The following is a 24,937-nucleotide window of genomic DNA, read 5'->3' as shown; positions in this document are numbered from 1 at the left end:
ATTGATAACATTCGATACTTGGCGAAAAAACGCGCTAACAGTTGCAACATAAAAAATCAAGTTGTGTCATTTAATTCTGCGGGGGCAGGTATGAAATCGTTAGTTACAACCAAAAATGGACAAGTAATAGATGTGAAAGGAAAGGTTTCTTTAGTCACAGAAACCGAGCAAAAAGAAGTAACTATCGGTGAAATGATTCCCGAAGGAAGCACTATTCTCATTGCTGAACAAGCTGATTTAGAACTAGCGTTTGCCGATGGCACCTCATTTACAAGCCAAAGTCTCAATGAAACTTCGGCCGCTGAAGCTGATGCATTAAATGAAATAGAACAACTTCAAGCGCTCATCGCCTCTGGAGAAGATCCAACAGCTGAATTACCAGAAACCGCAGCCGGCAACACTGCCGCCAGTGAAGGCGACTCTGGCTTTATATCGGTAAGCAGAACTGGCGCCCAAACACTCGCTGGCGCCGGATATACTACATCTGGATTTTCTGTCGAACAGCCAACCGTCCAAGCGTTTACCGTTAGCAGTGATGACGCCCCTACCATTACCGCTAATGACACAAATACCATCGCAGAAGATGGCGTGGCAACTGGCAATGTATTAGACAATGATGTTGATTTCGATACCGAATTGTCAGTCGTTACCTTTACTGTCGACGATCAAACCGTCACTGCGGGCACTACAGTCGAAGTGGAAGGCGGCAGCCTGGTGATCAACGCCGACGGCTCTTACACCTTTACGCCAAACCAAGATTGGAACGGCAGCGTGCCGGTTGTTACCTACACCACCAATACCGGTGAGAGCGCGACGCTAACCATCAACGTCACCCCGGTAGATGACCCATCGATACTGGCGAACGACAGCAACACCGTTGCAGAGGACACTGTCGCTACCGGCAACGTATTAGATAACGACAGCGATATCGACAGCGAGCTATCAGTCGTAAGCTTTAGCGTCGACGGTCAAACCGTCACCGCGGGTACAACAGTCGAAGTGGAAGGCGGCAGCCTGGTGATAAACGCCGACGGCAGCTACACCTTTACACCAAACGACAACTGGAACGGCAGTGTACCTGTCATCACCTACACCACCAATACAGGTGAGAGTGCGACGCTAACCATCAACGTCACCCCAGTAGATGACCCATCAGTGCTGGCCAACGACAGCAACACAGTTGCAGAGGACACTGTCGCCACCGGCAACGTATTAGATAACGACAGCGATATCGACAGCGAGCTATCAGTCGTGAGCTTCAGCGTCGACGGTCAAACCGTCACTGCGGGTACCACAGTAGAAGTGGAAGGCGGCAGCTTGGTGATCAACGCCGACGGCTCTTACACCTTCACGCCTAACGACAACTGGAACGGCAGCGTACCGGTTATCACCTACACCACCAATACTGGTGAGAGCGCGACCCTGACCATCAACGTCACTCCGGTAGATGACCCATCTATACTGGCGAACGACAGCAACACGGTTGCAGAGGACACTGTCGCCACCGGCAACGTATTAGATAACGACAGCGATATCGACAGCGAGCTATCAGTTGTGAGCTTCAGCGTCGACGGTCAAACCGTCACTGCGGGCACTACAGTTGAAGTGGAAGGCGGCAGCCTGGTGATCAACGCCGACGGCACTTACACCTTTACGCCAAACGACAACTGGAACGGCAGCGTACCGGTTGTCACCTACACCACCAATACAGGTGAGAGTGCGACGCTAACCATTAACGTCACCCCGGTAGATGACCCATCAGTGCTGGCCAACGACAGCAACACGGTTGCTGAGGACACCGTCGCTACCGGCAACGTATTAGATAACGACAGCGATATCGACAGCGAGCTATCAGTCGTCAGCTTCAGTGTCGACGGTCAAACCGTCACAGCCGGCACCACCGTTGAAGTGGAAGGCGGCAGCCTGGTGATCAACGCCGATGGCTCTTACACCTTTACGCCAAACCAAGATTGGAACGGCAGCGTACCTGTTATCACCTACACCACCAATACTGGTGAGAGCGCGACCCTGACCATCAACGTCACCCCAGTAGATGACCCATCTATACTGGCCAACGACAGCAACACGGTTGCAGAGGACACAATCGCTACCGGCAACGTATTAGATAACGACAGCGATATCGACAGCGAGCTATCAGTCGTTACCTTTACTGTCGACGGTCAAACCGTCACTGCGGGCACTACAGTTGAAGTGGAAGGCGGCAGCCTGGTGATCAACGCCGACGGCACTTACACCTTTACGCCAAACGACAACTGGAACGGCAGCGTACCTGTTATCACCTACACCACCAATACTGGTGAGAGCGCGACCCTGACCATCAACGTCACTCCGGTAGATGACCCATCTATACTGGCGAACGACAGCAACACCGTTGCAGAGGACACTGTCGCCACCGGCAACGTATTAGATAACGACAGCGATATCGACAGCGAGCTATCAGTTGTGAGCTTCAGCGTCGACGGTCAAACCGTCACTGCGGGCACCACCGTTGAAGTGGAAGGCGGCAGCCTGGTGATCAACGCCGACGGCACTTACACCTTTACGCCAAACGACAACTGGAACGGCAGCGTACCGGTCATCACCTACACCACCAATACCGGTGAAAGTGCGACGCTAACCATCAATGTCACCCCTGTAGATGACCCATCGATACTGGCCAACGACAGCAACACGGTTGCAGAGGACACAATCGCTACCGGTAACGTATTAGACAACGACAGCGATATCGACAGCGAGCTATCAGTCGTAAGCTTTAGCGTCGACGGTCAAACCGTCACCGCGGGTACAACAGTTGAAGTGGAAGGCGGCAGCCTGGTGATCAACGCCGACGGCTCTTACACCTTTACGCCAAACGACAACTGGAACGGCAGCGTACCGGTCATCACCTACACCACTAATACTGGTGAAAGTGCGACGCTAACCATCAACGTCACCCCAGTAGATGACCCATCGATACTGGCCAACGACAGCAACACGGTTACTGAGGACACCGTCGCCACCGGCAACGTATTAGATAACGACAGCGATATCGACAGCGAGCTATCAGTCGTAAGCTTCAGCGTCGACGGTCAAACCGTCACTGCGGGCACTACAGTTGAAGTGGAAGGCGGCAGCCTGGTGATCAACGCCGACGGCACTTACACCTTTACGCCAAACGACAACTGGAACGGCAGCGTACCGGTCATCACCTACACCACCAATACCGGTGAAAGTGCGACGCTAACCATCAACGTCACCCCGGTAGATGACCCATCGATACTGGCCAACGACAGCAACACGATTGCAGAGGACACAGTCGCCACCGGCAACGTATTAGATAACGACAGCGATATCGACAACGAACTGTCAGTAGCCACTTTCACTGTCGACGGTGAAGACACCGTCTACAACGCTGGTGAAAGTGTGGAGCTCGAAGGTGGTATCCTGGTACTAAACGCCGACGGCTCTTACACATTTACGCCAAACGACAACTGGAACGGCAGCGTACCTGTCGTCACCTACACCACTAATACTGGTGATAGTGCGACTCTGACCATTAATGTCACCCCGGTCAACGATGACTTCACCGATGACAACGAAGTCATTAACGTCAATGAAGACAGCGGCGCCACCACAGGTAATGTGATTGATGGCACCAGCGTCGATGGCGAGCTGAGCGTGCAGAGCTTCAGCATCGACGGCGTTACCGGCCCATTCACCCTGGGTCAGGCGGTTAACATCAATGGCGTCGGCAGCTTCACCCTGAACGCTGACGGCAGCTACAGCTTTACCCCGGCCGCCAACTACAACGGTCCAGTACCAGTGATCACCTATGTGCTCACCGACGGCTCAAGCACCGACACCTCAACCCTGACCATCACGGTTGATCCGGTCAACGATGACTTCACCGATGACAACGAAGTCATTAACGTCAATGAAGACAGCGGCGCCACCACAGGTAATGTGATTGATGGCACCAGCGTCGATGGCGAGCTGAGCGTGCAGAGCTTCAGCATCGACGGCGTTACCGGCCCATTCACCCTGGGTCAGGCGGTTAACATCAATGGTGTCGGCAGCTTCACTTTGAATGCTGACGGCAGCTACAGCTTTACCCCGGCCGCCAACTACAACGGTCCGGTACCAGTGATCACCTATGTGCTCACCGACGGCTCAAGCACCGACACCTCAACCCTGACCATCACGGTTGATCCGGTCAACGATGACTTCACCGATGACAACGAAGTCATTAACGTCAATGAAGACAGCGGCGCCACCACAGGTAATGTGATTGATGGCACCAGCGTCGATGGCGAGCTGAGCGTGCAGAGCTTCAGCATCGACGGCGTTACCGGCCCATTCACCCTGGGTCAGGCGGTTAACATCAATGGCGTCGGCAGCTTCACCCTGAACGCTGACGGCAGCTACAGCTTTACCCCAGCCGCCAACTACAACGGTCCGGTACCAGTGATCACCTATGTGCTCACCGACGGCTCAAGCACCGACACCTCAACCCTGACCATCACGGTCACCCCAGACAACACCGATGTGGCCAACGATGCGATCACCGTAGCAGAAGACACGGTTGCCAGCGGCAACGTGCTGAGCAACGATGAGGCCGGTAACACCAGCGTGGTCAGCTTCACCCTCGACACCGACGGCAACGGCTCACAAGAGAGCTTCACTGCCGGTGACAGCGTCACCCTAGCGGGCGGTGTACTGGTGGTTAACAGCAATGGTAGCTACAGCTTCACACCAAACCAGGATTGGAACGGCAGCGTACCGGTTGTCACCTACACCACCAACACCGGTGAGACGGCGACCCTGACCATCACGGTCACCCCAGACAACACCGATGTGGCCAACGATGCGATCACCGTGGCAGAAGACACGGTTGCCAGCGGCAACCTGCTGAGCAACGATGAGGCCGGCAACACCAGCGTGGTCAGCTTCACCCTCGACACCGACGGCAACGGCTCACAAGAGAGCTTCACTGCCGGTGACAGCGTCACCCTGGCGGGCGGCGTACTGGTGGTTAACAGCAATGGTAGCTACAGCTTCACACCAAACCAGGATTGGAACGGCAGCGTACCGGTTGTCACCTACACCACCAACACCGGTGAGACGGCGACCCTGACTATCACGGTCACCCCAGACAACACCGATGTGGCCAACGATGCGATCACCGTAGCAGAAGACACGGTTGCCAGCGGCAACGTGCTGAGCAACGATGAGGCCGGCAACACCAGCGTGGTCAGCTTCACCCTCGATACCGACGGCAACGGCTCACAAGAGAGCTTCACTGCCGGTGACAGCGTCACCCTGGCGGGCGGCGTACTGGTGGTTAACAGCAATGGTAGCTACAGCTTCACACCAAACCAGGATTGGAACGGCAGCGTACCGGTTGTCACCTACACCACCAACACCGGTGAGACGGCGACCCTGACCATCACGGTCACCCCAGACAACACCGATGTGGCCAACGATGCGATCACCGTGGCAGAAGACACGGTTGCCAGCGGCAACGTGCTGAGCAACGATGAGGCCGGTAACACCAGCGTGGTCAGCTTCACCCTCGATACCGACGGCAACGGCTCACAAGAGAGCTTCACTGCCGGTGACAGCGTCACCCTGGCGGGCGGCGTACTGGTGGTTAACAGCAATGGTAGCTACAGCTTCACACCAAACCAGGATTGGAACGGCAGCGTACCGGTTGTCACCTACACCACCAACACCGGTGAGACGGCGACCCTGACCATCACGGTCACCCCAGACAACACCGATGTGGCCAACGATGCGATCACCGTAGCAGAAGACACGGTTGCCAGCGGCAACGTGCTGAGCAACGATGAGGCCGGTAACACCAGCGTGGTCAGCTTCACCCTCGACACCGACGGCAACGGCTCACAAGAGAGCTTCACTGCCGGTGACAGCGTCACCCTGGCGGGCGGCGTACTGGTGGTTAACAGCAATGGTAGCTACAGCTTCACACCAAACCAGGATTGGAACGGCAGCGTACCGGTTGTCACCTACACCACCAACACCGGTGAGACGGCGACCCTGACCATCACGGTCACCCCAGACAACACCGATGTGGCCAACGATGCGATCACCGTAGCAGAAGACACGGTTGCCAGCGGCAACGTGCTGAGCAACGATGAGGCCGGCAACACCAGCGTGGTCAGCTTCACCCTCGATACCGACGGCAACGGCTCACAAGAGAGCTTCACTGCCGGTGACAGCGTCACCCTGGCGGGCGGCGTACTGGTGGTTAACAGCAATGGTAGCTACAGCTTCACACCAAACCAGGATTGGAACGGCAGCGTACCGGTTGTCACCTACACCACCAACACCGGTGAGACGGCGACCCTGACCATCACGGTCACCCCAGACAACACCGATGTGGCCAACGATGCGATCACCGTGGCAGAAGACACGGTTGCCAGCGGCAACGTGCTGAGCAACGATGAGGCCGGTAACACCAGCGTGGTCAGCTTCACCCTCGATACCGACGGCAACGGCTCACAAGAGAGCTTCACTGCCGGTGACAGCGTCACCCTGGCGGGCGGCGTACTGGTGGTTAACAGCAATGGTAGCTACAGCTTCACACCAAACCAGGATTGGAACGGCAGCGTACCGGTTGTCACCTACACCACCAACACCGGTGAGACGGCGACCCTGACTATCACGGTCACCCCAGACAACACCGATGTGGCCAACGATGCGATCACCGTAGCAGAAGACACGGTTGCCAGCGGCAACGTGCTGAGCAACGATGAGGCCGGCAACACCAGCGTGGTCAGCTTCACCCTCGATACCGACGGCAACGGCTCACAAGAGAGCTTCACTGCCGGTGACAGCGTCACCCTGGCGGGCGGCGTACTGGTGGTTAACAGCAATGGTAGCTACAGCTTCACACCAAACCAGGATTGGAACGGCAGCGTACCGGTTGTCACCTACACCACCAACACCGGTGAGACGGCGACCCTGACCATCACGGTCACCCCAGACAACACCGATGTGGCCAACGATGCGATCACCGTAGCAGAAGACACGGTTGCCAGCGGCAACGTGCTGAGCAACGATGAGGCCGGTAACACCAGCGTGGTCAGCTTCACCCTCGATACCGACGGCAACGGCTCACAAGAGAGCTTCACTGCCGGTGACAGCGTCACCCTGGCGGGCGGCGTACTGGTGGTTAACAGCAATGGTAGCTACAGCTTCACACCAAACCAGGATTGGAACGGCAGCGTACCGGTTGTCACCTACACCACCAACACCGGTGAGACGGCGACCCTGACCATCACGGTCACCCCAGACAACACCGATGTGGCCAACGATGCGATCACCGTAGCAGAAGACACGGTTGCCAGCGGCAACGTGCTGAGCAACGATGAGGCCGGTAACACCAGCGTGGTCAGCTTCACCCTCGATACCGACGGCAACGGCTCACAAGAGAGCTTCACTGCCGGTGACAGCGTCACCCTGGCGGGCGGCGTACTGGTGGTTAACAGCAATGGTAGCTACAGCTTCACACCAAACCAGGATTGGAACGGCAGCGTACCGGTTGTCACCTACACCACCAACACCGGTGAGACGGCGACCCTGACTATCACGGTCACCCCAGACAACACCGATGTGGCCAACGATGCGATCACCGTAGCAGAAGACACGGTTGCCAGCGGCAACGTGCTGAGCAACGATGAGGCCGGCAACACCAGCGTGGTCAGCTTCACCCTCGATACCGACGGCAACGGCTCACAAGAGAGCTTCACTGCCGGTGACAGCGTCACCCTGGCGGGCGGCGTACTGGTGGTTAACAGCAATGGTAGCTACAGCTTCACACCAAACCAGGATTGGAACGGCAGCGTACCGGTTGTCACCTACACCACCAACACCGGTGAGACGGCGACCCTGACCATCACGGTCACCCCAGACAACACCGATGTGGCCAACGATGCGATCACCGTAGCAGAAGACACGGTTGCCAGCGGCAACGTGCTGAGCAACGATGAGGCCGGTAACACCAGCGTGGTCAGCTTCACCCTCGACACCGACGGCAACGGCTCACAAGAGAGCTTCACTGCCGGTGACAGCGTCACCCTGGCGGGCGGCGTACTGGTGGTTAACAGCAATGGTAGCTACAGCTTCACACCAAACCAGGATTGGAACGGCAGCGTACCGGTTGTCACCTACACCACCAACACCGGTGAGACGGCGACCCTGACCATCACGGTCACCCCAGACAACACCGATGTGGCCAACGATGCGATCACCGTAGCAGAAGACACGGTTGCCAGCGGCAACGTGCTGAGCAACGATGAGGCCGGTAACACCAGCGTGGTCAGCTTCACCCTCGACACCGACGGCAACGGCTCACAAGAGAGCTTCACTGCCGGTGACAGCGTCACCCTGGCGGGCGGCGTACTGGTGGTTAACAGCAATGGTAGCTACAGCTTCACACCAAACCAGGATTGGAACGGCAGCGTACCGGTTGTCACCTACACCACCAACACCGGTGAGACGGCGACCCTGACCATCACGGTCACCCCAGACAACACCGATGTGGCCAACGATGCGATCACCGTAGCAGAAGACACGGTTGCCAGCGGCAACGTGCTGAGCAACGATGAGGCCGGTAACACCAGCGTGGTCAGCTTCACCCTCGATACCGACGGCAACGGCTCACAAGAGAGCTTCACTGCCGGTGACAGCGTCATCCTAGCGGGCGGCGTACTGGTGGTTAACAGCAATGGTAGCTACAGCTTCACACCAAACCAGGATTGGAACGGCAGCGTACCGGTTGTCACCTACACCACCAACACCGGTGAGACGGCGACCCTGACTATCACGGTCACCCCAGGTGTCGACGGCGGCAGCAATGTTGACCTTATAGTCGATGATGCCAACACCCAAGGCACTGCAACCGACAGCGACAGCGCAGGTTTGAGCTTCACTGCAGGTGCTTACGATGTAACAGGTTTTGCTTTTGGCAACATTGGGGATATCAATGTCAGCGGCCTTGATGCAAACATTAGCTGGAGCCTAGATAGCTCGGGTAACCTGATCGGCAAAATCGATGGCAATGCAGTACTTCAACTTAGCCTATCGGGTAGTAACATCAGCGCAGGCGCAACAGGTAGTGTTACCGTCTCAGTGACTCTGCTAGACAACTTACCGCATGGAACCAGTGTCGATGAACTTGTGATTAACGGCATTACAGTCGTTGCGACTGATGCCGCCAATGACACAGCTACAGGCACAGTATCAGTGAAGGTGATCGATGATGGCGTCACGGTCAATCCAATAGACCTTGCCGGTGATAACGCCGCAGGTATCTATGATGGTGTGATAAATGTAGACGGCGCAGATCAAGGCTTTAGCGCCGATCTCTCAGGCAACATTTCGGGGGCAGGCACTTTCTCTGACTCAGGCATTACGGCGGGTGGTTTGACCGTGTTCTACTATGTAGATCCGGCCAACCCAAGCATGCTCATTGCCTATTCTGATACCAGTGGTACACCTTCGGCTTATGATTCGGGCAATAGCGCACAATCGGTGATCTTTACTCTATCTATCGATCCTAATGGCGGTACCTATCAGCTAGACCTGAAACATGCCATCGATGAACTCAGCACAGTTACCGTTGCCAACATGAGTGGCGGTAAGGGCGGTAACACGCCTGCTGTGTACGTCACTTTCGACGGTACTAACTACATCATCGACAACGACATCAATGACGTAGATCCAAATAACGCTATGGTGTTCTCGCTAACATCGACTGTGGGCAATATCTCCAGTACGGTAAACGGCAACACCAACGGATTCGGTGTGGCGAATGCCTTCGTCGATCAAGGCGAAAATCTGATTATTGACTATGCCAATGATGTGGCTTCGGCTTCAGTCAGCTTTGACGGCGCCACCTATATTCATTTCAAGGCCTATGATGCCGATGGCAATCTGCTAGGTGAAGGCGATATAACCAACGGGCAGACCATTGGAAACCTTGGTGAAATCAGTTATATCGAGATCTCTACCAGCTCGTTGGATAATCATTCCAACTTCCAGTTTACTGGTACTTCGGCGGAAAACATCGTCAGCTCAACCGTGGATGTAGATCTCGACTTTGTGGTCGATGTAACCGACAGCGACGGTGATACCTCAACAGGTTCTATCCATGTCGATCTGGATGCACCAGGCAGCACGACGACGGCTCCAACGGCGCTGACTTCAAATGCTGTATCTATGCTGAGCGAAGCCGATCTTTACAAAGATGGCACCGAGTCAGACTCACAGTCGCTGCGTTTCAAGTCTGGCAGTGAGTCGATTACGGCATTCCAGTTTGGCGATACGGATAACATTCATGTTTCTGGCGTCAATGCGAAGATTAGCTGGTCATTTAACGATGAAGGACAGCTCATCGGCACCTTCATGGGTAAAGAGGCTATCCGTCTTACTCTCAATGGTGACCGTATCGAAAGTGGTGAAGAGGGAAGCGTTAGCGTAACTGCCGAACTGTTAGCCTCCTTCCCACATAATGTGTCGACCGAGAATCTAGTGATTAGCGGCATCAACATTGTCGGCGTCGATGCTCTGGGACAGAAGGCTGTTTCCACTATCACCGTCTCTGTCAGTGACTATGCAGAAGCGGTAAATGATAGTGTTCGCGGAACAGAAGATCATGACCTATCTGGTAACCTGCTCACCAATGATATCGATCCTGATGACGAGTTATCTATCGTTAGCTTTAAGCTATCAGGAAATACATATCAGGCAGATGGCAGCACCATTAACCTTGCTGAAGGCAAACTGAGTATCCACGCAGATGGTCGCTTTACGTTCGAACCAAACCTGCATTGGAGTGGCACGCTGCCACAGATTGAATATCTCACCAATACGGGTGACACGGCTATTCTCGATCTGAATGTCGTAGCCGTCGCCGATGCACCTATACTGAGCGCAAGTACTGGTGACGTAGTCCAAGGCGAAGTCGCCCTGGATATAAACGTGGCACTCGTCGACAGAGATGGTAGTGAGTCACTGACAGACGTAACCATTCAAGGCGTTCCAAGTGGCGTCTCGCTATCCGCCGGCACACTCAACGCTGATGGCAGCTGGACAGTCGCAGTTAACCAACTGGGCAACCTCAGCATCAAGGCGGACGATAGCTACAATGGCGATCTGGAATTCACCTTGGCCATTAAGGCGAGCTCAGTTGAACAAAGCAACTCTGATAGCGCGTCTAGCCAGACTACTCTGGATGTTTCGCTGAGAAACTACCACTATGACAACGGCACCGATGGCGACAACGTGATCAATGGTGGCGAAGATAATGATGTCATCGTCAGTGACACAACTGGCATACAGGTAGTACAGGGCGAAAACTACAATGTTGCGTTTATCCTGGATTCGTCAGGAAGTATGGGCTCGAACCGAATTGAGTCGGCTAAAGACCAGCTACTTCAGGTGTTTAATACTCTAAAGGCCAGCGTTGGCGGTGCGACTTCCGGTACAGTGAACGTATTACTTGTCGACTTCAATAGCGGCACTAAGGCACATGTGGCCGTTAATCTAGCCGATTCAGACGCTATCTCTAAGTTAGAGAGCGTATTGAAGGAAATCAGCAGCGACAATGGCAGAACCAACTATGAGGCGGCATTTGAGACAGTTATTGATTGGTTTAGCCATGGCTCGGCCGCATCGAACACAGGAACCAACCTCACCTACTTCATCACAGACGGTGAAACCAACAACTACAACGTTGATGCCGATCCTGAAGATGTGTGGGTTTATAATACTTACGGCAATGACTGGGACAGAACACTGGGAGATCTATTAGATCAGTATGTTCCTGGCGAAGAGCTTAAACACAATGGCAAGGTTATTGTCGATGAATACGGTAACATTAACTACTGGTACAGAGACGATGGTTCATGGAAGCATTATCAAACCGGTAGCATAAGAGTAGACGAAAATGGCGACTACTATGTCGCGAAAATCGCCTCTGGATACAGTAATGGTAATGGTACAGACGTCACGGCAGAGTCTGAAGCATTGGCTGCCTTCCAAGTGCTAAATACCCTGTCTAACGTGGAAGCTATTGGCATAGGCAGCGGTATCAGTCTAAACAAGCTTACCCCTTATGATTCAGATGGTAACGTAGCCACCAATATCAATGTGAGTGACCTGGCGAGCATTATCTTAGGTTCTAAGGAGATGCTACTTCAGGGTGATGACACTGTTAACGCTGGTGAAGGTAATGACATCGTCTTTGGCGATCTCGTACAGTTTGACGGCATCGACGGCCAGGGCTACGCAGCGCTGCAAAAATATGTGGCATTGCAACTGGGTGAAGATGCTTCAACCGTTACAATCCAAGATGTTCACGAGTTCGTAGCAGCCAACCCTGCGCTATTCGACACCTCACGCGACCATGACGGCGACGACATTCTTGCCGGCAACCAAGGAGATGATATCCTCTTCGGTCAAGGCGGTGATGATGAGCTTCATGGCGGTAGCGGCGATGATATGCTGCTTGGCGGTCACGGCAGCGACATGCTAATCGGCGGCGCCGGCGAAGATATCCTCATCGGCGGCCTGGGCGATGACACTCTAACCGGTGGCACAGGTAAGGCCGATGGCGAAGCCGATACCTTCGTTTGGCAGCAAGGTGATACGGGTACCGACCACATTACCGATTTCGATATCAACCAGGACAAACTGGATCTGAGCGATCTGCTCCAGGGAGAGAATGGCGGTAACTTGGAAGACTACCTGCACTTCACCGTTGATAATGGTTCAACCACTATCGAGATTGATGCCAATAATGATGGTCATGTGGATCAGACGATCGTCCTCGACGGCGTCGACCTGAGCCATCTTGGCACAACCGATGGTCAAATCATCAACGGTTTATTGGGCTCAGAGGGGAACGGTGCATTGATCGTAGATAATGCCAACGTGAACCAGGCGGCTTCGAGCTTTGCAGTACCGACAACCCAAGACGATGATGGTCAGATCCAGCATCTAGTACCTTAATAAAGGTCAGTAACAAATGGCACCAACTAGTTTCGGCTAATTGGTGTCATTTTTACTTTGGTGATGTTTTGGTATTACTTCTATAATTGTTCTACGATAATTTTATAATAAAATCTTAAGGATAAGCTTTTAAGGTGCAAGCTTCAGCGTCTCCCAAAACTGAACAATGGACAGTTTCAGCCTCCCAAAGAGTGACTGTCGATCCCTTGTTAGACAGTTTAGTGTTATTGACAGAATACTTCGGCAGCCCCTGCTCCAGCGAGTCATTAGCCGCTGGCCTACCGCTGTCGGGGAGCATTTTGACACCAGAACTTGTGCCTCAGGCTGCCGGTCGAGCCGGTTTAGCAGCCAAGCTCACCCGTAAGGGACTGGATCAGATCTCGCCTATTCTTCTGCCTTGTATCTTGCTCCTCAAAGATAAGAATGCCTGTCTATTAAGAGAGATCGACATTGACAAAGACAGGGCCGTCATTCAGCTACCGGAAACCGGTGGTGAGGAAGAGCTCAGCATAGAGGCGCTCGAGGCCATGTATGTCGGCTATCTGTTCCTCGTCAAGCAGCAATACCGTGGCGACATGGGCTTAGATCTGCATCTACACGACAGTCGCACTCACTGGCTTATTCAGACCCTGAAAGATTCGGCGCCTATTTACCGCGACGCCCTCATCGCCTCAGTGCTGGTTAACCTTTTCGCCCTGGTGTCCCCCCTGTTTATCATGAACGTGTATGACAAGGTGGTGCCTAACCTCGCCTTCGAGTCCCTATGGGTGCTAGCCATTGGTGCCGGCATCGCCTATATCTTCGACTTAGTCATGCGGCAACTCAGGGCCTACCTGATCGACGTCGCCGGCAAGAAGGTCGATATCATAGTGTCATCGCGGCTATTCGCTAAGGCTATCGGCATACCGCTAGAGAAACGTTCCCCCAGCATAGGCGGCATGGCGCGGCAACTGGGCGAGTTCGACAGCATACGCGAGATCTTAACCTCGGCGACCATCACCACCCTGGTCGATCTGCCGTTCGCGCTGTTTTTCATGTTGATCATCTATATCGTCGCCGGCGACCTGGCCATCATTCCTGTGATCGGCGGCTGTATCATTATCGGCTATACCCTACTAATGCAGCCCAGGCTTAAGGCGGCCATCGAAGAGAGCAACAAGTTCTCCAGCCTGAAACACGGTCATCTTATCGAGTCCCTGGCCTCCATCGAATCAATAAAATCCAGTGGCGCCGAAGGCTTAGTGCAGAAGAGCTGGCAGCAGATGATAGGTCATACCGCCAACTGGCAGCTGAAGGTGAAGAAGATCTCCACCTCGGTCACCAACGTGGCCAATTTCACCGTACAGCTTTCTGTGGTCTGCGTAGTGATCTTAGGGGTCTATCGCGTCGCCGATAACGACATCTCTATGGGCGGCATTATCGCCGCGGTTATCCTGTCGAGCCGCGCCATCTCACCCATGGCGCAGTTGGCAGGCTTGATGACCCGAGGCAACCATACCGCCAGCGCCCTAAGACAGCTTGATCAGATCATGACCCAAGAGGATGAGTTTGAAAATAAAGGCCATCTGGTCAGCAAACATCGCCTTAAAGGGCAGATCAACGCCGACCACGTCAGCTTTAATTACCCAGGCTCTGAGCGACCCGTGCTGCACCCCATGTCGCTGTCGATCGCCCCGGGTGAGCGCATCGCCATCATAGGACGCAACGGTTCGGGCAAGAGTACCCTGGCCAAGCTGTTGGTAGGCCTATATCAACCGACCAAGGGTAGCCTGCGCTATGACGGACTGGATTCGGCACAGATCCATCCGACGGATCTGCGTAGAAACTTCGGTTACCTGCCACAGGACATCACACTGTTCCACGGCACGATTCGCGATAACATATTGTTCGGTACCCGTCAGGTCACCGAGCATCAGCTGATCCGTGCGGTGCAGCTCTCTGGCGTCAACCAGTTTACCGATATCGAGACCGAAGGCTTAGATCAACAGGTTGGCGAGGGTGGACAATCCCTCTCCCGTGGTCAACGCCAAACCATCGCGCTGGCGCGGGCCACCTTGAATGACCCACCGGTACTCCTGATGGATGAGCCGACCGCCAGCCTGGATGCCCGCGCCGAGAAGCAATTTATCCGCGCCATGAGAAATGTCTCTAAGGAGCGAACCCTGCTGCTGATCACCCATAAGATGCACCTGCTCAACTTGGTGGACCGCATCCTGGTATTAGATCGTGGCCATCTGGTGGCCGACGGTCCGAAGGAGCAGGTACTCAACCAGCTCGCCAAGGGGCTGTTATCTGGAGGGCCGAAGAGTGAGTAAGCACTTAACTACTCAAGACCTCGAGATGGTCGATGACGTCTATGGCGCCATGATGACAGATGCGCCCACCAGTCACAGGCTGATCATCTGGGCCTTGGCCGCCCTCGCCTTCAGCTTCCTGGTGTGGGCCTACTTTGCCGAACTCGACCGGGTGACCACAGGTACAGGTAAGGTGATCCCCTCGTCTCAGGTGCAGGTGATTCAGAGTCTGGATGGCGGCATCATGAAAGAGCTCTATGTCCGCGAAGGCATGACGGTCACCAAGGGCCAACCCTTAGTGCGCATAGATGACACCCGTTTCCGCTCAGACTTCGCTCAGCAGGAGCAGGAGGTCTACAGCCTGCAGGCCAACGTTATTCGTCTGCGCGCCGAGCTCAACAGCATCACCATCTCAGATGTCGCCGCCGACTGGCGCGAACAGGTGAAGATCGCCAAGCAGCCGCTACAGTTCCCGCCTGAGCTGATCGAAAGCGAACACGACCTGATAGAGCGTCAGCGCGACGAATACTCGGGCAGACTGGACAACCTGAGCAACCAGCTGGAGATCCTGGCGCGCCAAATTCAGCAGAAACAGCAGGAAACCGAAGAGCTGGCCTCTAAGATCAACACCCTGACAACCAGCTTCCAGCTGGTGACCCGCGAACTCGAGTTGACCCGCCCGCTGGCAGACAAGGGGATTGTGCCCGAGGTTGAGCTGCTTAAACTTGAACGTAACGTCAACGACATTCGCGGCGAGCTGAGTTCTCTCAGGCTACTCAGGCCTAAGCTCAAGGCATCACAGGATGAAGCCATCCTGAAGCGCCGCGAGGCCGTGTTCGTCTACGCCGCCGAGGCCCGCACCCAGCTCAACGAGATGCAGACACGTCTGTCGCGCATCAACGAGGCCCAGGTGGGCGCGCGCGATAAGGTGAGCAAGGCCGAGATAGTGTCGCCGGTAAATGGCACCATTAAGACAGTTCATATCAACACCTTAGGTGGTGTTGTACAGCCTGGCATCGACATCATAGAGATAGTGCCATCGGAAGATCAGCTGCTGATCGAAACCAAGATCATTCCGAAAGATATCGCATTTTTACATCCTGGCTTACCCGCCGTTGTCAAAGTTACCGCCTACGATTTCACGCGTTACGGTGGCCTCAATGGCGTTGTGGAGCACATCAGTGCCGATACAACACAGGACGAAGAGGGAAACAGTTTCTATCTTGTAAGGGTTAGAACTGAACTATCAAGTTTGACGAAAGACGACGGCACCCTGATGCCCATCATACCTGGCATGTTAACCACGGTAGATGTCATCACTGGGCAAAGATCCGTTCTGGAGTACATACTTAATCCAATTTTGAGAGCAAGAGACACTGCTCTGCGTGAACGTTAAGTTCACAACAATAACCAGGGGGGTTAACCAAATGAGTAAGCAAACCATGCATCAACTAAAGCGCAGTGCCATGGCACTCGCCATTAGTGCGATGTTGATCCCGGGGGCAGCCTCTAGCCAAACGCTAGAACAGGCTGTGGCCCATACGCTGGATACCAATCCAGATATTCGCATCGCATTTAATCGCTTCAAGGCGCGTGAAGAGCAAGTCAATCAGGCAATCGCCGGTTACATGCCTACTGTTGATATCAGTGGTGGCTATGGCTGGGAACAGACAAACAGTCCATCTACCCGACGCCGTGCAGGCCAGGGCGATGTTGACAAGGATGGCGTCATCGAATTGATGCGTGGTGAAGTCGGTTTTAGCATCAAGCAGATGCTATTCGACGGTTTCTACACCTCGAGCGAAGTGGATCGCTTCAGCTTCGAAGCCAGCGCCGACCAATGGGCCCTGTTTGCCGCGGCCGAAGATATCGCGCTAGATGTGGCCAAGGTCTACGTTAACTATATCCGCAGTGAGCAAGTGCTGACTTTGGCAGAGAAAAACTTGCAGAGTCACAAAGACATCTACGATCAGATTAAGCAGCGTACCGATTCAGGCCTGGGCTCAGTCGCCGACCTGTCTCAGATCACTGGTCGTCTGGCACGTGCCAACGCCAACGTGATCGCGGCAAAGAATAACTTCTTCGATGCCAAGGCGCAGTTTATCCGTATCGTCGAGAAAGAGCCGGAAAACCTGATCGTCCCGGTCCCCGATGACGATATGCTGCCGACCAACCTCACCGACGGTCTCAAGGTTGCCCAGGAAAACCATCCTATTCTGAAATCGGCCGCGAGTGATATCTCGGCCGCAGAGAACGAGCGTTCATCTGCCCAGTCCAACTACTATCCTAAGCTGTCGTTAGAGCTGGGTGGTAACTGGAACGATAACCTTGACGGTGAAGACGGATACTCTGCCTTTGCCTCACAAAATGTCGGCGGTCATAACAATGATCTTATCGCCATGGTACGAGTGAAGTACAACCTGTTCGCCGGTGGTAAAGATTTAGCCCGCGAGAAGGAAGCGGCCTACAAGATCGGCGAGGCGAAAGAGATTCGCCAACGTGCCTACCGTCAGGTCGTCGAAGGGGTCAACCTGGCCTGGAACGCCTACGAGATGCTTGAGCCGCAGAAGCTGTATATCCGCGATCACGTCATCGCCGCCAAGGATACGCAAGTCGCCTATAGCCAACAGTTCAACCTGGGCCAGCGCACCTTATTGGATTTGCTGGATACCGAAAACGAACTGTTTGAAGCGCGTAAGGATTACCTAGATGCCGAATACGACGAGATCATCTCCGAATATCGCATCCTTAACGCTACGGGTAGACTACTGGAATCGCTTCGTGTGACTCGCCCAGAGGTTTGGAAGGGTGAGCGCGAATACGAAGGGGGAGTAAAATAATGAAAGCCTTACTGATTATTCTAAGCGTCGCCTTACTGGGCGGCTGCGCTTCGCGTGACATAGTAACCATGGATACCCCGACCAATCAGGTATTCGATCTTAACGACAAAGATAAAGATGGCGTCATCGTCGCCCGTGAACGCTGTAACGACACAGTGCTAGGTGCCACCATAGACAACTACGGCTGTGGTAAGATTAAGCCTATCAATGAGCGTCAAGAACTTAAGATATTGTTTGCCAACGACTCTTACTACATTGATCCTCAGTACTATGATCAGGTAGAAGTGGTTGCGACTTTCATGAGACAGTACCCAAACACTAAGGTGACCATCGAAGGTCACTGTAGTAAGACGGGTAGTTATGAGCACAACCTAACGCTGTCGCAAAACCGCGCCGACGCCGTGACCTCGCTGTTGTCAGAGCGATTCGGTATCGCCAGCGATCGTCTGACCGCCATAGGCTACAGCTACGACAGACCGGTAGATCCAACTCATACCAAGATGGCACACACACGTAACCGCCGCGTGATCGCAGAGGTGACGGGTGAAGATACCAAGGCCGATATGAAGTGGACCATCTACACAGTTGATGAACAAGTAAAATAAAAAATAGTCGGAGAAGATGAAAGCCAAAATTGGCAGGCAAAAACGCTTTCAAAGGGTCTGCCAACTTTGCGTTGTGGCAACGGCCCTGGGGTTTTCTTGCCTATACGCTTCTCCGACGCAAACACTCGACGCCAACTACATTAAGTCCACCCTAGAAGCCCGATACGGTGAACGCGCAGGTATGCGCGTCGCCGCCTGGTTTAAGGTACTGGATGAATCGCAGGGCCTGAGTGAACAAGAGAAGATCACCAAGGTAAATAACTTTTTCAATCTGTTTAGGTTTGTCGACGACATCAAGTTGTGGGGCGTCAGTAACTACTGGGCCACACCGATGGAGTTTATCGGGGTAAATGGTGGCGATTGTGAAGATTTCTCCATCGCCAAATATTTCACCCTGCTGCAGCTGGGGGTGCCCGATGACAAGCTGCGGATCACTATGGTTAAGGCCACCTCCGTCAATCAGTACCATATGGTGTTGGCCTACTATGACACGCCCGGCTCCATCCCCTTGGTATTGGATAACCTGGACAGACAGATTAAACCAGCCACCCAGAGACAAGATCTGATCCCCGTATACAGCTTTAACGGTCGTCAGTTGTGGCTAAACAAAGAAAAAGGTCGCGGTGTGCTGGCAGGCTCATCGGAACGCCTTGAAAAATGGAATGATCTCAAAAATAGATTAGGTGTTGAGCGACTCAAAATGCCTAAGTTAAGATTGGAGTAGCGAAAACAATGACACTGTTTCGACAGATATACTCACTGCTTTTTGGCCTGTTCTTGGTCGTTGTCATCAGCCTGGCTTATGTCCAATTTACCGAGACCCAAAGCTTTCTGACCAAGCAGATGGAGTCCGATCTCAATAACACCAGCCACAGCCTGGGGATCATGCTGGTTCCCGATCTGGAAGCGGGTGACATTGTCGGCGCCGAGACGCTGATCAACGTCATCTTCGAAGGCGGCTATTACCAACAGGTGAAGCTCACCTGGCTGGTCGACGGCAAACAACAGGTGTGGGAAAACGACGTTAAGATCGAGGGCGTTCCCCAATGGTTTATCGACCTGGGATTCTTCGAAACCATTAAACGCGAAAGTACCATCACCTCGGGTTGGATCCAGTTAGCCAACCTGGAGATCACCGCCCACCCAGGCTTTGGTTACAACGAGCTATGGCGCACGCTAACCAACGCCATCATAGTCATCTCTATCCTGTTTTTACTCGCCATCATGCTGGCACGCTTCGGGCTAACCTGGATCCTGAGACCACTGCATGAAATAGCCGAGCACGCGGCCGAGATCGCCCAGCGCAAGTTTGGCCCTGACATGGCGATCCCTAAGACCTCGGAGCTCAAGTCAGTGGTCGAGGCCTTTAACAGCATGTCTCATCAGCTCAAGCAGATCTTCAGCTCACTAGACGAAGAGGTGACTGAGCTGCGCAAAAAGAACCTGGTGGATCAGGTCTCTAAGCTGCCGAATAGACAGTATATGATGGGCCGCCTCAACAGCTGGTTAAGCGAACCCAACAATGGCTCGCTGATGATGGCCAAATTCGACTGGCTCGAAGAGGTACACAGCAAGTATGGTTATCAGGTACGTGATGAGACCATACGCCTGCTGTCCGAGAAGATGCAGGAGCAACTGGACGAGATCGCTCCGTCTGTCATCGCCCGTATCGCCGCCTACGAATTTGCCTTCCTGATCACCAGCGCCGAACAGGAGCAGAGCAGCAAGTATCTGCATACCCTGATCAGAACCGTGAATCAGGAGATCTCTAAGGCGGGCTGTAAGCCTAACGAGCAGTTTGCCATAGGTATCGCCCAGCGCACCGACAACATGACGGTATCGGACATCCTGGCGCAGACAGATAATGCATTGCAGAAGGCGATCGCCGACAACAAGGTGTTCCACTGGTTCGAGAGCAACGAGAAGCAGCTCTACACCCGTGAGCAGTGGCGAGAGCATTTGAGTGCCGCCATCAGCAGCAAGCAGTTCCAGTTCAAATGGCAGCCTGTCTATCACACCAATAAGGATGAGGTGGTGCAGCGCGAGCTCTACTGTCAGCTCACCATTGGCGATAAAGAGATCCACGCAGGCCAGTTTATGCCCTATGTGGAGCTGCTCTCACTGGGCTCTATGCTGGACAGATGCCTGATCGAGACCATAGTGGATAACGGCCTGCTTGAGCGGAATTACGAGCCTATCGCCATCAACCTGACCTTCAACAGTCTGAGCGATACGACCTTCCACCAGTGGCTCAACAAGTTCCTGCGCAATACGCCGCTCGCCCAGCGAATCGTGTTCGACATCCCTGAAGCCGGCGTCTATAGCGATCCCGATGCCTGCCAGGCGCTATGCAACATCATTCGCGACAATGGTGCTCACTTCGGTATCGACCACTTCGGTCGTCAGTTTGGCTCTATGTCTTATCTGCAAAATCTAAGACCTAGCTACGTCAAGCTGGATCAGTCCTTCGCCTACTATGACGAGAACGAGCACAACAGCGAGCTGTGCCGCGCCCTAGTAAACGTCGCCAGAGGCCTGGATATCCAGATTATCGTCACCGGCATTCAGGAGCAGCCGCAACTGGCACGCTTCGAGCCGCTCAAGGCCAACGCCTACATGGGTTATATCTACCCACCCACCCGCGTCGAGCTATAAACGACAAAGCTGCCCACGTGGGCAGCTTTTTTTTACCTTGATGGCGCGTCTTATTCGGTAAAGACAAACGTTAGGAAATAACAAACGGGCAAAGAAAAAGCCCCTCGATGACTCGAGGGGCTTATCTAGGATTGGTCGGTGATAGAGGATTCGAACCTCTGACCCTCTGGTCCCAAACCAGATGCGCTACCGGACTGCGCTAATCACCGAAAATCTTTTTTTATCAGCCAGCGATGCTTGATACATCACTCACTTGGAAACTGGTCGGTGATAGAGGATTCGAACCTCTGACCCTCTGGTCCCAAACCAGATGCGCTACCGGACTGCGCTAATCACCGAAACAAGGGATATTTTACGAGGTGCCGCCTCGCTTCACTATATCAAGGAAAAGAATGACTCGTGAAGTCTATTGCAAGAAGAAGTGGGGTGACTGATGGGACTTGAACCCACGACAACCGGAATCACAATCCGGGGCTCTACCAACTGAGCTACAATCACCACTGATATTGACTTCTTAACGCTAACTTGACCCTCATCCAACTGGTGCACCCAGAAGGATTCGAACCCTCGGCCTCACCCTCCGGAGGGGTGCGCTCTATCCAGCTGAGCTATGGGTGCCTGCCTTGTTAGCGCCGCATATAGTATGGATTATTTTACTGCGCGTCTATAGCAAACACGTATTTTTTTACGCGTTTGCTCAAGTTTTAGCATATTTAAGGTGATATTAAGCTGACAACGTCAAAATAATGACTTGGTGGTGCTGCTTTTTTATGCTATCAATAACCATTACCCCAAATCCTAGCGAAAAAATATAACTACTTGTGATTGGCGGAACCATGTTTAGGGATAAAACAGACCAACATTCACCCCGTGAAGTTGGGCGTTTATATAAAAGGATATCTCGCTTAAAGAGCCTGGCTCGGAAGTACAAGCGTTCTGAGATCGTCCAAAATACGCTATTGGATATCTCCAATCTTGCCGCTCGAGTCGAGCGCGCCGAAGACTTCTATGCTGGTATCCAGACCAATCTCAATCGCCTGCTCCCCGCAGACAACTTCTTCATCGCCATCCTCAACAGAGAAACCAACAAATTAGGCGTGCCTTTCTTCGTCGATGAGAAGGACCAGCACCCAAGCCAGCTTTACCCCAGCGAAGAGTTGTCTACCACGCTCAACAGCGGCCTCACCGGCTATGTGCTGCGCAGTCAGCAACCCCTGCTGTGTGATGACGACAAGTTTGAGCAGCTGCTCGCCAGCGGCGAGATCGTCAGTCGGGGCTCCAGCTGCCACCAGTGGCTAGGGGTCCCGATTTTCAGCAGCGATCAGACCATAGGGGTGATCGCCGTCCAGAGCTACGATGCCAATATCACCTATGGCGAGATAGAGGTCGAGCTGATGACCTTCATCAGCCAACATATCTCGGGCGTTATCGAGCGGGTACAGTACCAACACAATCTCGAGGCCGCAATTGAGCACAGAACCAAGGAGCTGAGCGTCGCCTACGATAAGCTCAAGCAGGAGGTCACCGAACGGCGACGGGCGGAAAACCTGCAGAAGTCGCTGTTTGAAATCGCCGAGCTATCCAATGCGACCATAGACCACCAGAGCTTCTACCGCGAGCTACACAGGGTGATCAGCCACCTGCTACCGGCCAACAACTGTTATATCGCCCTGCTGGAAGACAATGGCCGTGAGCTGCATTTTCCCTTTTATGTCTCTCAGCTCAACGTAGGCGCGCCGCAAAGGCGCCCTCTGGCCGATGGTCTGACAGAGTTTATTCTCAAGCATAAGCGCCCTTTGCTGCTCGATGGCAGCGACATCAAGGCGCTGATCAAGGCGCAGCAGCTCTACGCAAAGGCACCGCAGCTCAACTACGCCGAGACCATACATCAGTGGATAGGCGTGCCCCTGTTTATCCAAGGCATAGTCAAGGGCGCGCTCACCATCTACAGCTTCACCCCGTCGCAGACCTATCAGGAGAAAGATCTGGATCTGCTCACCTTCGTCTCGCAGCATATCGCCGCGGCGATCGAGCGTAAGCTGTCGGCGGAGTCCCTGAAACAGAGCTATGAACAGCTGGAGGAGAAAGTTGCCCAACGCACCCGTGCCCTGGCGATGCTCAACCAGGATCTCGAGAAGGAGATCGCCCAGCGCCGTAAGGTCGAACAGCAGCTGGTGCACGATGCCAGCCACGACACACTGACCGGCCTGCCCAATCGAGCCATGTTCATGGAGCGCCTGGCCCAGGCGGTCAAGCATGTCAGGCGCCACGCCAGAGACAGGTTTGCCCTGCTGTTTATCGACCTCGACCGCTTTAAGCTGATCAACGATACCCTAGGCCATCTGCAGGGTGATCGCTTCCTGATCGAAACCGCCCGTCGCCTCAACCTCTGCATCAGGAGCAACGACACCTTAGGGCGTATCGGCGGCGATGAGTTTGTGATCCTGCTAGACAGCATCAACACCAATAGCGACGCCATCGAGGTGGCCGAGCGCATCTTAGGCGAGCTGAGCGAGCCCTATCAGCTATCGAATCAAAGCTTCACCTCGGGGGCCAGTATCGGCATCGCCTTCAGCGGCCACAGCAGCGGCGACACCAGCGAGTCGCTGTTGAAGGACGCCGACGCCGCCATGTATCAGGCTAAGTCCAACGGCAAGGGCTGCTTCGTCATCTTCGATCACAACACCAGCCATCAGCAGAGCCATGACATCACCCTGGAGATAGAGCTCAGAGAGGCGATCGCCAAACAAGAGTTGGCGCTGCAGTATTTCCCCGTGATGGCATTGGCGACCCAGGAGGTTCTCGCCCTGGAGCCAAGACTCTACTGGCAGCATGAACAGCTGGGCAAGATCAAACAGGATCAGCTCAGCAATATCGCCGAGCACTGCAACCTGACCAAGGAGCTGGATCTCTATCTCTTCGATCAGCTCAACAGCGACTTTGACAAGGTGATGCAGCAGGTCGACGGCAAGGTGCAGCTGCACATCAAACTCGCCAGTCAGCACCTCAAACACAAGCATGCGGTGCGCAAGCTGAAGAATCGCATCAAGCAAAGCTACTATAAAGCTGCCGATATCTGGGTATTCTTCAACGAGAAGGCCTTTGTCGCCGACAGCGACAGCCATATTCAGGCCTTCGACCTCTTGGCTAAACAGGCCATCAACTTAGGCCTGTGCGCCTACGGTAGCGCCCACACGGCACTGAGCAGCCTAAGCTTCCTGCCCTTGAGTGGCCTGAAGCTAGACCCTAGCTATATCAGTCATCTGAATAATCCGCAGCAGAAACGCCTGCTTAAGGCACATCAGCTGACCGCCTCGGCGCTCGAGCTGACGCTATTTGTGGAAGGGGTTAAGACGGATCTGCATAGGCAGCAGCTGGTTAGCCTAGGCTTCGATCAGGGTCAGGGCCAGGCCCTGGGTGAGTCTATCGATCCCAGCAAGCTGCCCGAGCCCAGAAAGCGCCCGAGCGGCTGCATCTCCGCCTAATCACCATAGGTGAGCGCCGCCTT

At 54.0% G+C, this 24,937-nt stretch carries 8 protein-coding genes and 4 tRNA genes; 8 read left to right on the top strand and 4 right to left on the bottom strand.

The genetic code is table 11. The features are described from left to right. Positions 1 to 90: 90 nt before the first annotated feature. The 7 genes from K0I63_RS01605 to K0I63_RS01575 all read left to right on the top strand — a co-directional run bounded on the left by K0I63_RS01605 (position 91) and on the right by K0I63_RS01575 (position 21,429). Positions 91 to 13,035, top strand: a complete 12,945-nt coding sequence (locus K0I63_RS01605; RefSeq protein WP_350354955.1) for a cadherin-like domain-containing protein — start codon at positions 91 to 93, stop codon at positions 13,033 to 13,035. A 134-nt stretch (positions 13,036 to 13,169) separates the two neighbouring features. After that, positions 13,170 to 15,350 carry a type I secretion system permease/ATPase gene (locus K0I63_RS01600; protein WP_220072853.1) on the top strand — a complete coding sequence of 727 codons (2,181 nt, stop codon included), beginning with the start codon at positions 13,170 to 13,172 and terminating at the stop codon, positions 15,348 to 15,350. Next, positions 15,343 to 16,725 carry an HlyD family type I secretion periplasmic adaptor subunit gene (locus K0I63_RS01595; RefSeq protein ID WP_220072852.1) on the top strand — a complete coding sequence of 461 codons (1,383 nt, stop codon included), beginning with the start codon at positions 15,343 to 15,345 and terminating at the stop codon, positions 16,723 to 16,725. The genes K0I63_RS01600 and K0I63_RS01595 overlap by 8 nt, the downstream gene beginning before the upstream one ends. 31 nt (positions 16,726 to 16,756) lie before the next feature. After that, on the top strand, positions 16,757 to 18,169 hold the full coding sequence (locus K0I63_RS01590; protein ID WP_011864116.1) for a TolC family outer membrane protein: 1,413 nt from the start codon (positions 16,757 to 16,759) through the stop codon (positions 18,167 to 18,169). After that, positions 18,169 to 18,774, top strand: coding sequence for an OmpA family protein (locus K0I63_RS01585; protein WP_220043971.1), 606 nt, complete (start codon positions 18,169 to 18,171; stop codon positions 18,772 to 18,774). Before K0I63_RS01590 ends, K0I63_RS01585 begins: the two co-directional genes overlap by 1 nt. A gap of 16 nt (positions 18,775 to 18,790) precedes the next feature. Further along, positions 18,791 to 19,498, top strand: coding sequence for a transglutaminase-like cysteine peptidase (locus K0I63_RS01580; RefSeq protein WP_011864114.1), 708 nt, complete (start codon positions 18,791 to 18,793; stop codon positions 19,496 to 19,498). A gap of 8 nt (positions 19,499 to 19,506) precedes the next feature. Further along, entirely contained in the window at positions 19,507 to 21,429 is a 1,923-nt protein-coding gene (locus K0I63_RS01575; protein WP_011864113.1) for a bifunctional diguanylate cyclase/phosphodiesterase, read from the top strand. Between the two features lie 132 nt (positions 21,430 to 21,561). Here K0I63_RS01575 and K0I63_RS01570 read toward each other — a convergent pair. From K0I63_RS01570 to K0I63_RS01555, 4 genes are all read right to left on the bottom strand, one after another. Next, a tRNA-Pro gene (locus K0I63_RS01570) sits at positions 21,562 to 21,638 on the bottom strand. 52 nt (positions 21,639 to 21,690) lie between these two features. Further along, positions 21,691 to 21,767 (bottom strand) — tRNA-Pro (locus tag K0I63_RS01565). An 84-nt stretch (positions 21,768 to 21,851) separates the two neighbouring features. Beyond that, positions 21,852 to 21,927: transfer RNA gene (locus K0I63_RS01560), tRNA-His, on the bottom strand. Positions 21,928 to 21,970: 43 nt separating this feature from the next. Next, positions 21,971 to 22,047 (bottom strand) — tRNA-Arg (locus K0I63_RS01555). A gap of 218 nt (positions 22,048 to 22,265) precedes the next feature. On the opposite strand from K0I63_RS01555, the gene K0I63_RS01550 reads away from it, so the two are divergent. Beyond that, entirely contained in the window at positions 22,266 to 24,914 is a 2,649-nt protein-coding gene (locus tag K0I63_RS01550) for a sensor domain-containing diguanylate cyclase (RefSeq protein WP_220082301.1), read from the top strand. Positions 24,915 to 24,937 lie beyond the last annotated feature (23 nt).

The sequence above is a fragment of the Shewanella rhizosphaerae genome (assembly GCF_019457655.1).
GTDB classification, from domain to species: Bacteria; Pseudomonadota; Gammaproteobacteria; order Enterobacterales; family Shewanellaceae; genus Shewanella; species Shewanella loihica.
This window is presented reverse-complemented; position numbering and strand designations above follow the sequence as displayed.

What these genes read in the sequence shown, in the direction of transcription:
- K0I63_RS01590 (WP_011864116.1), top strand. Translation starts at nt 16,757, where the DNA reads ATGAGTAAGCAAACCATGCATCAACTAAAGCGCAGTGCCATGGCACTC.
- K0I63_RS01575 (WP_011864113.1), top strand. Translation starts at nt 19,507, where the DNA reads ATGACACTGTTTCGACAGATATACTCACTGCTTTTTGGCCTGTTCTTG.
- K0I63_RS01585 (WP_220043971.1), top strand. Translation starts at nt 18,169, where the DNA reads ATGAAAGCCTTACTGATTATTCTAAGCGTCGCCTTACTGGGCGGCTGC.
- K0I63_RS01550 (WP_220082301.1), top strand. Translation starts at nt 22,266, where the DNA reads ATGTTTAGGGATAAAACAGACCAACATTCACCCCGTGAAGTTGGGCGT.
- K0I63_RS01580 (WP_011864114.1), top strand. Translation starts at nt 18,791, where the DNA reads ATGAAAGCCAAAATTGGCAGGCAAAAACGCTTTCAAAGGGTCTGCCAA.
- K0I63_RS01605 (WP_350354955.1), top strand. Translation starts at nt 91, where the DNA reads ATGAAATCGTTAGTTACAACCAAAAATGGACAAGTAATAGATGTGAAA.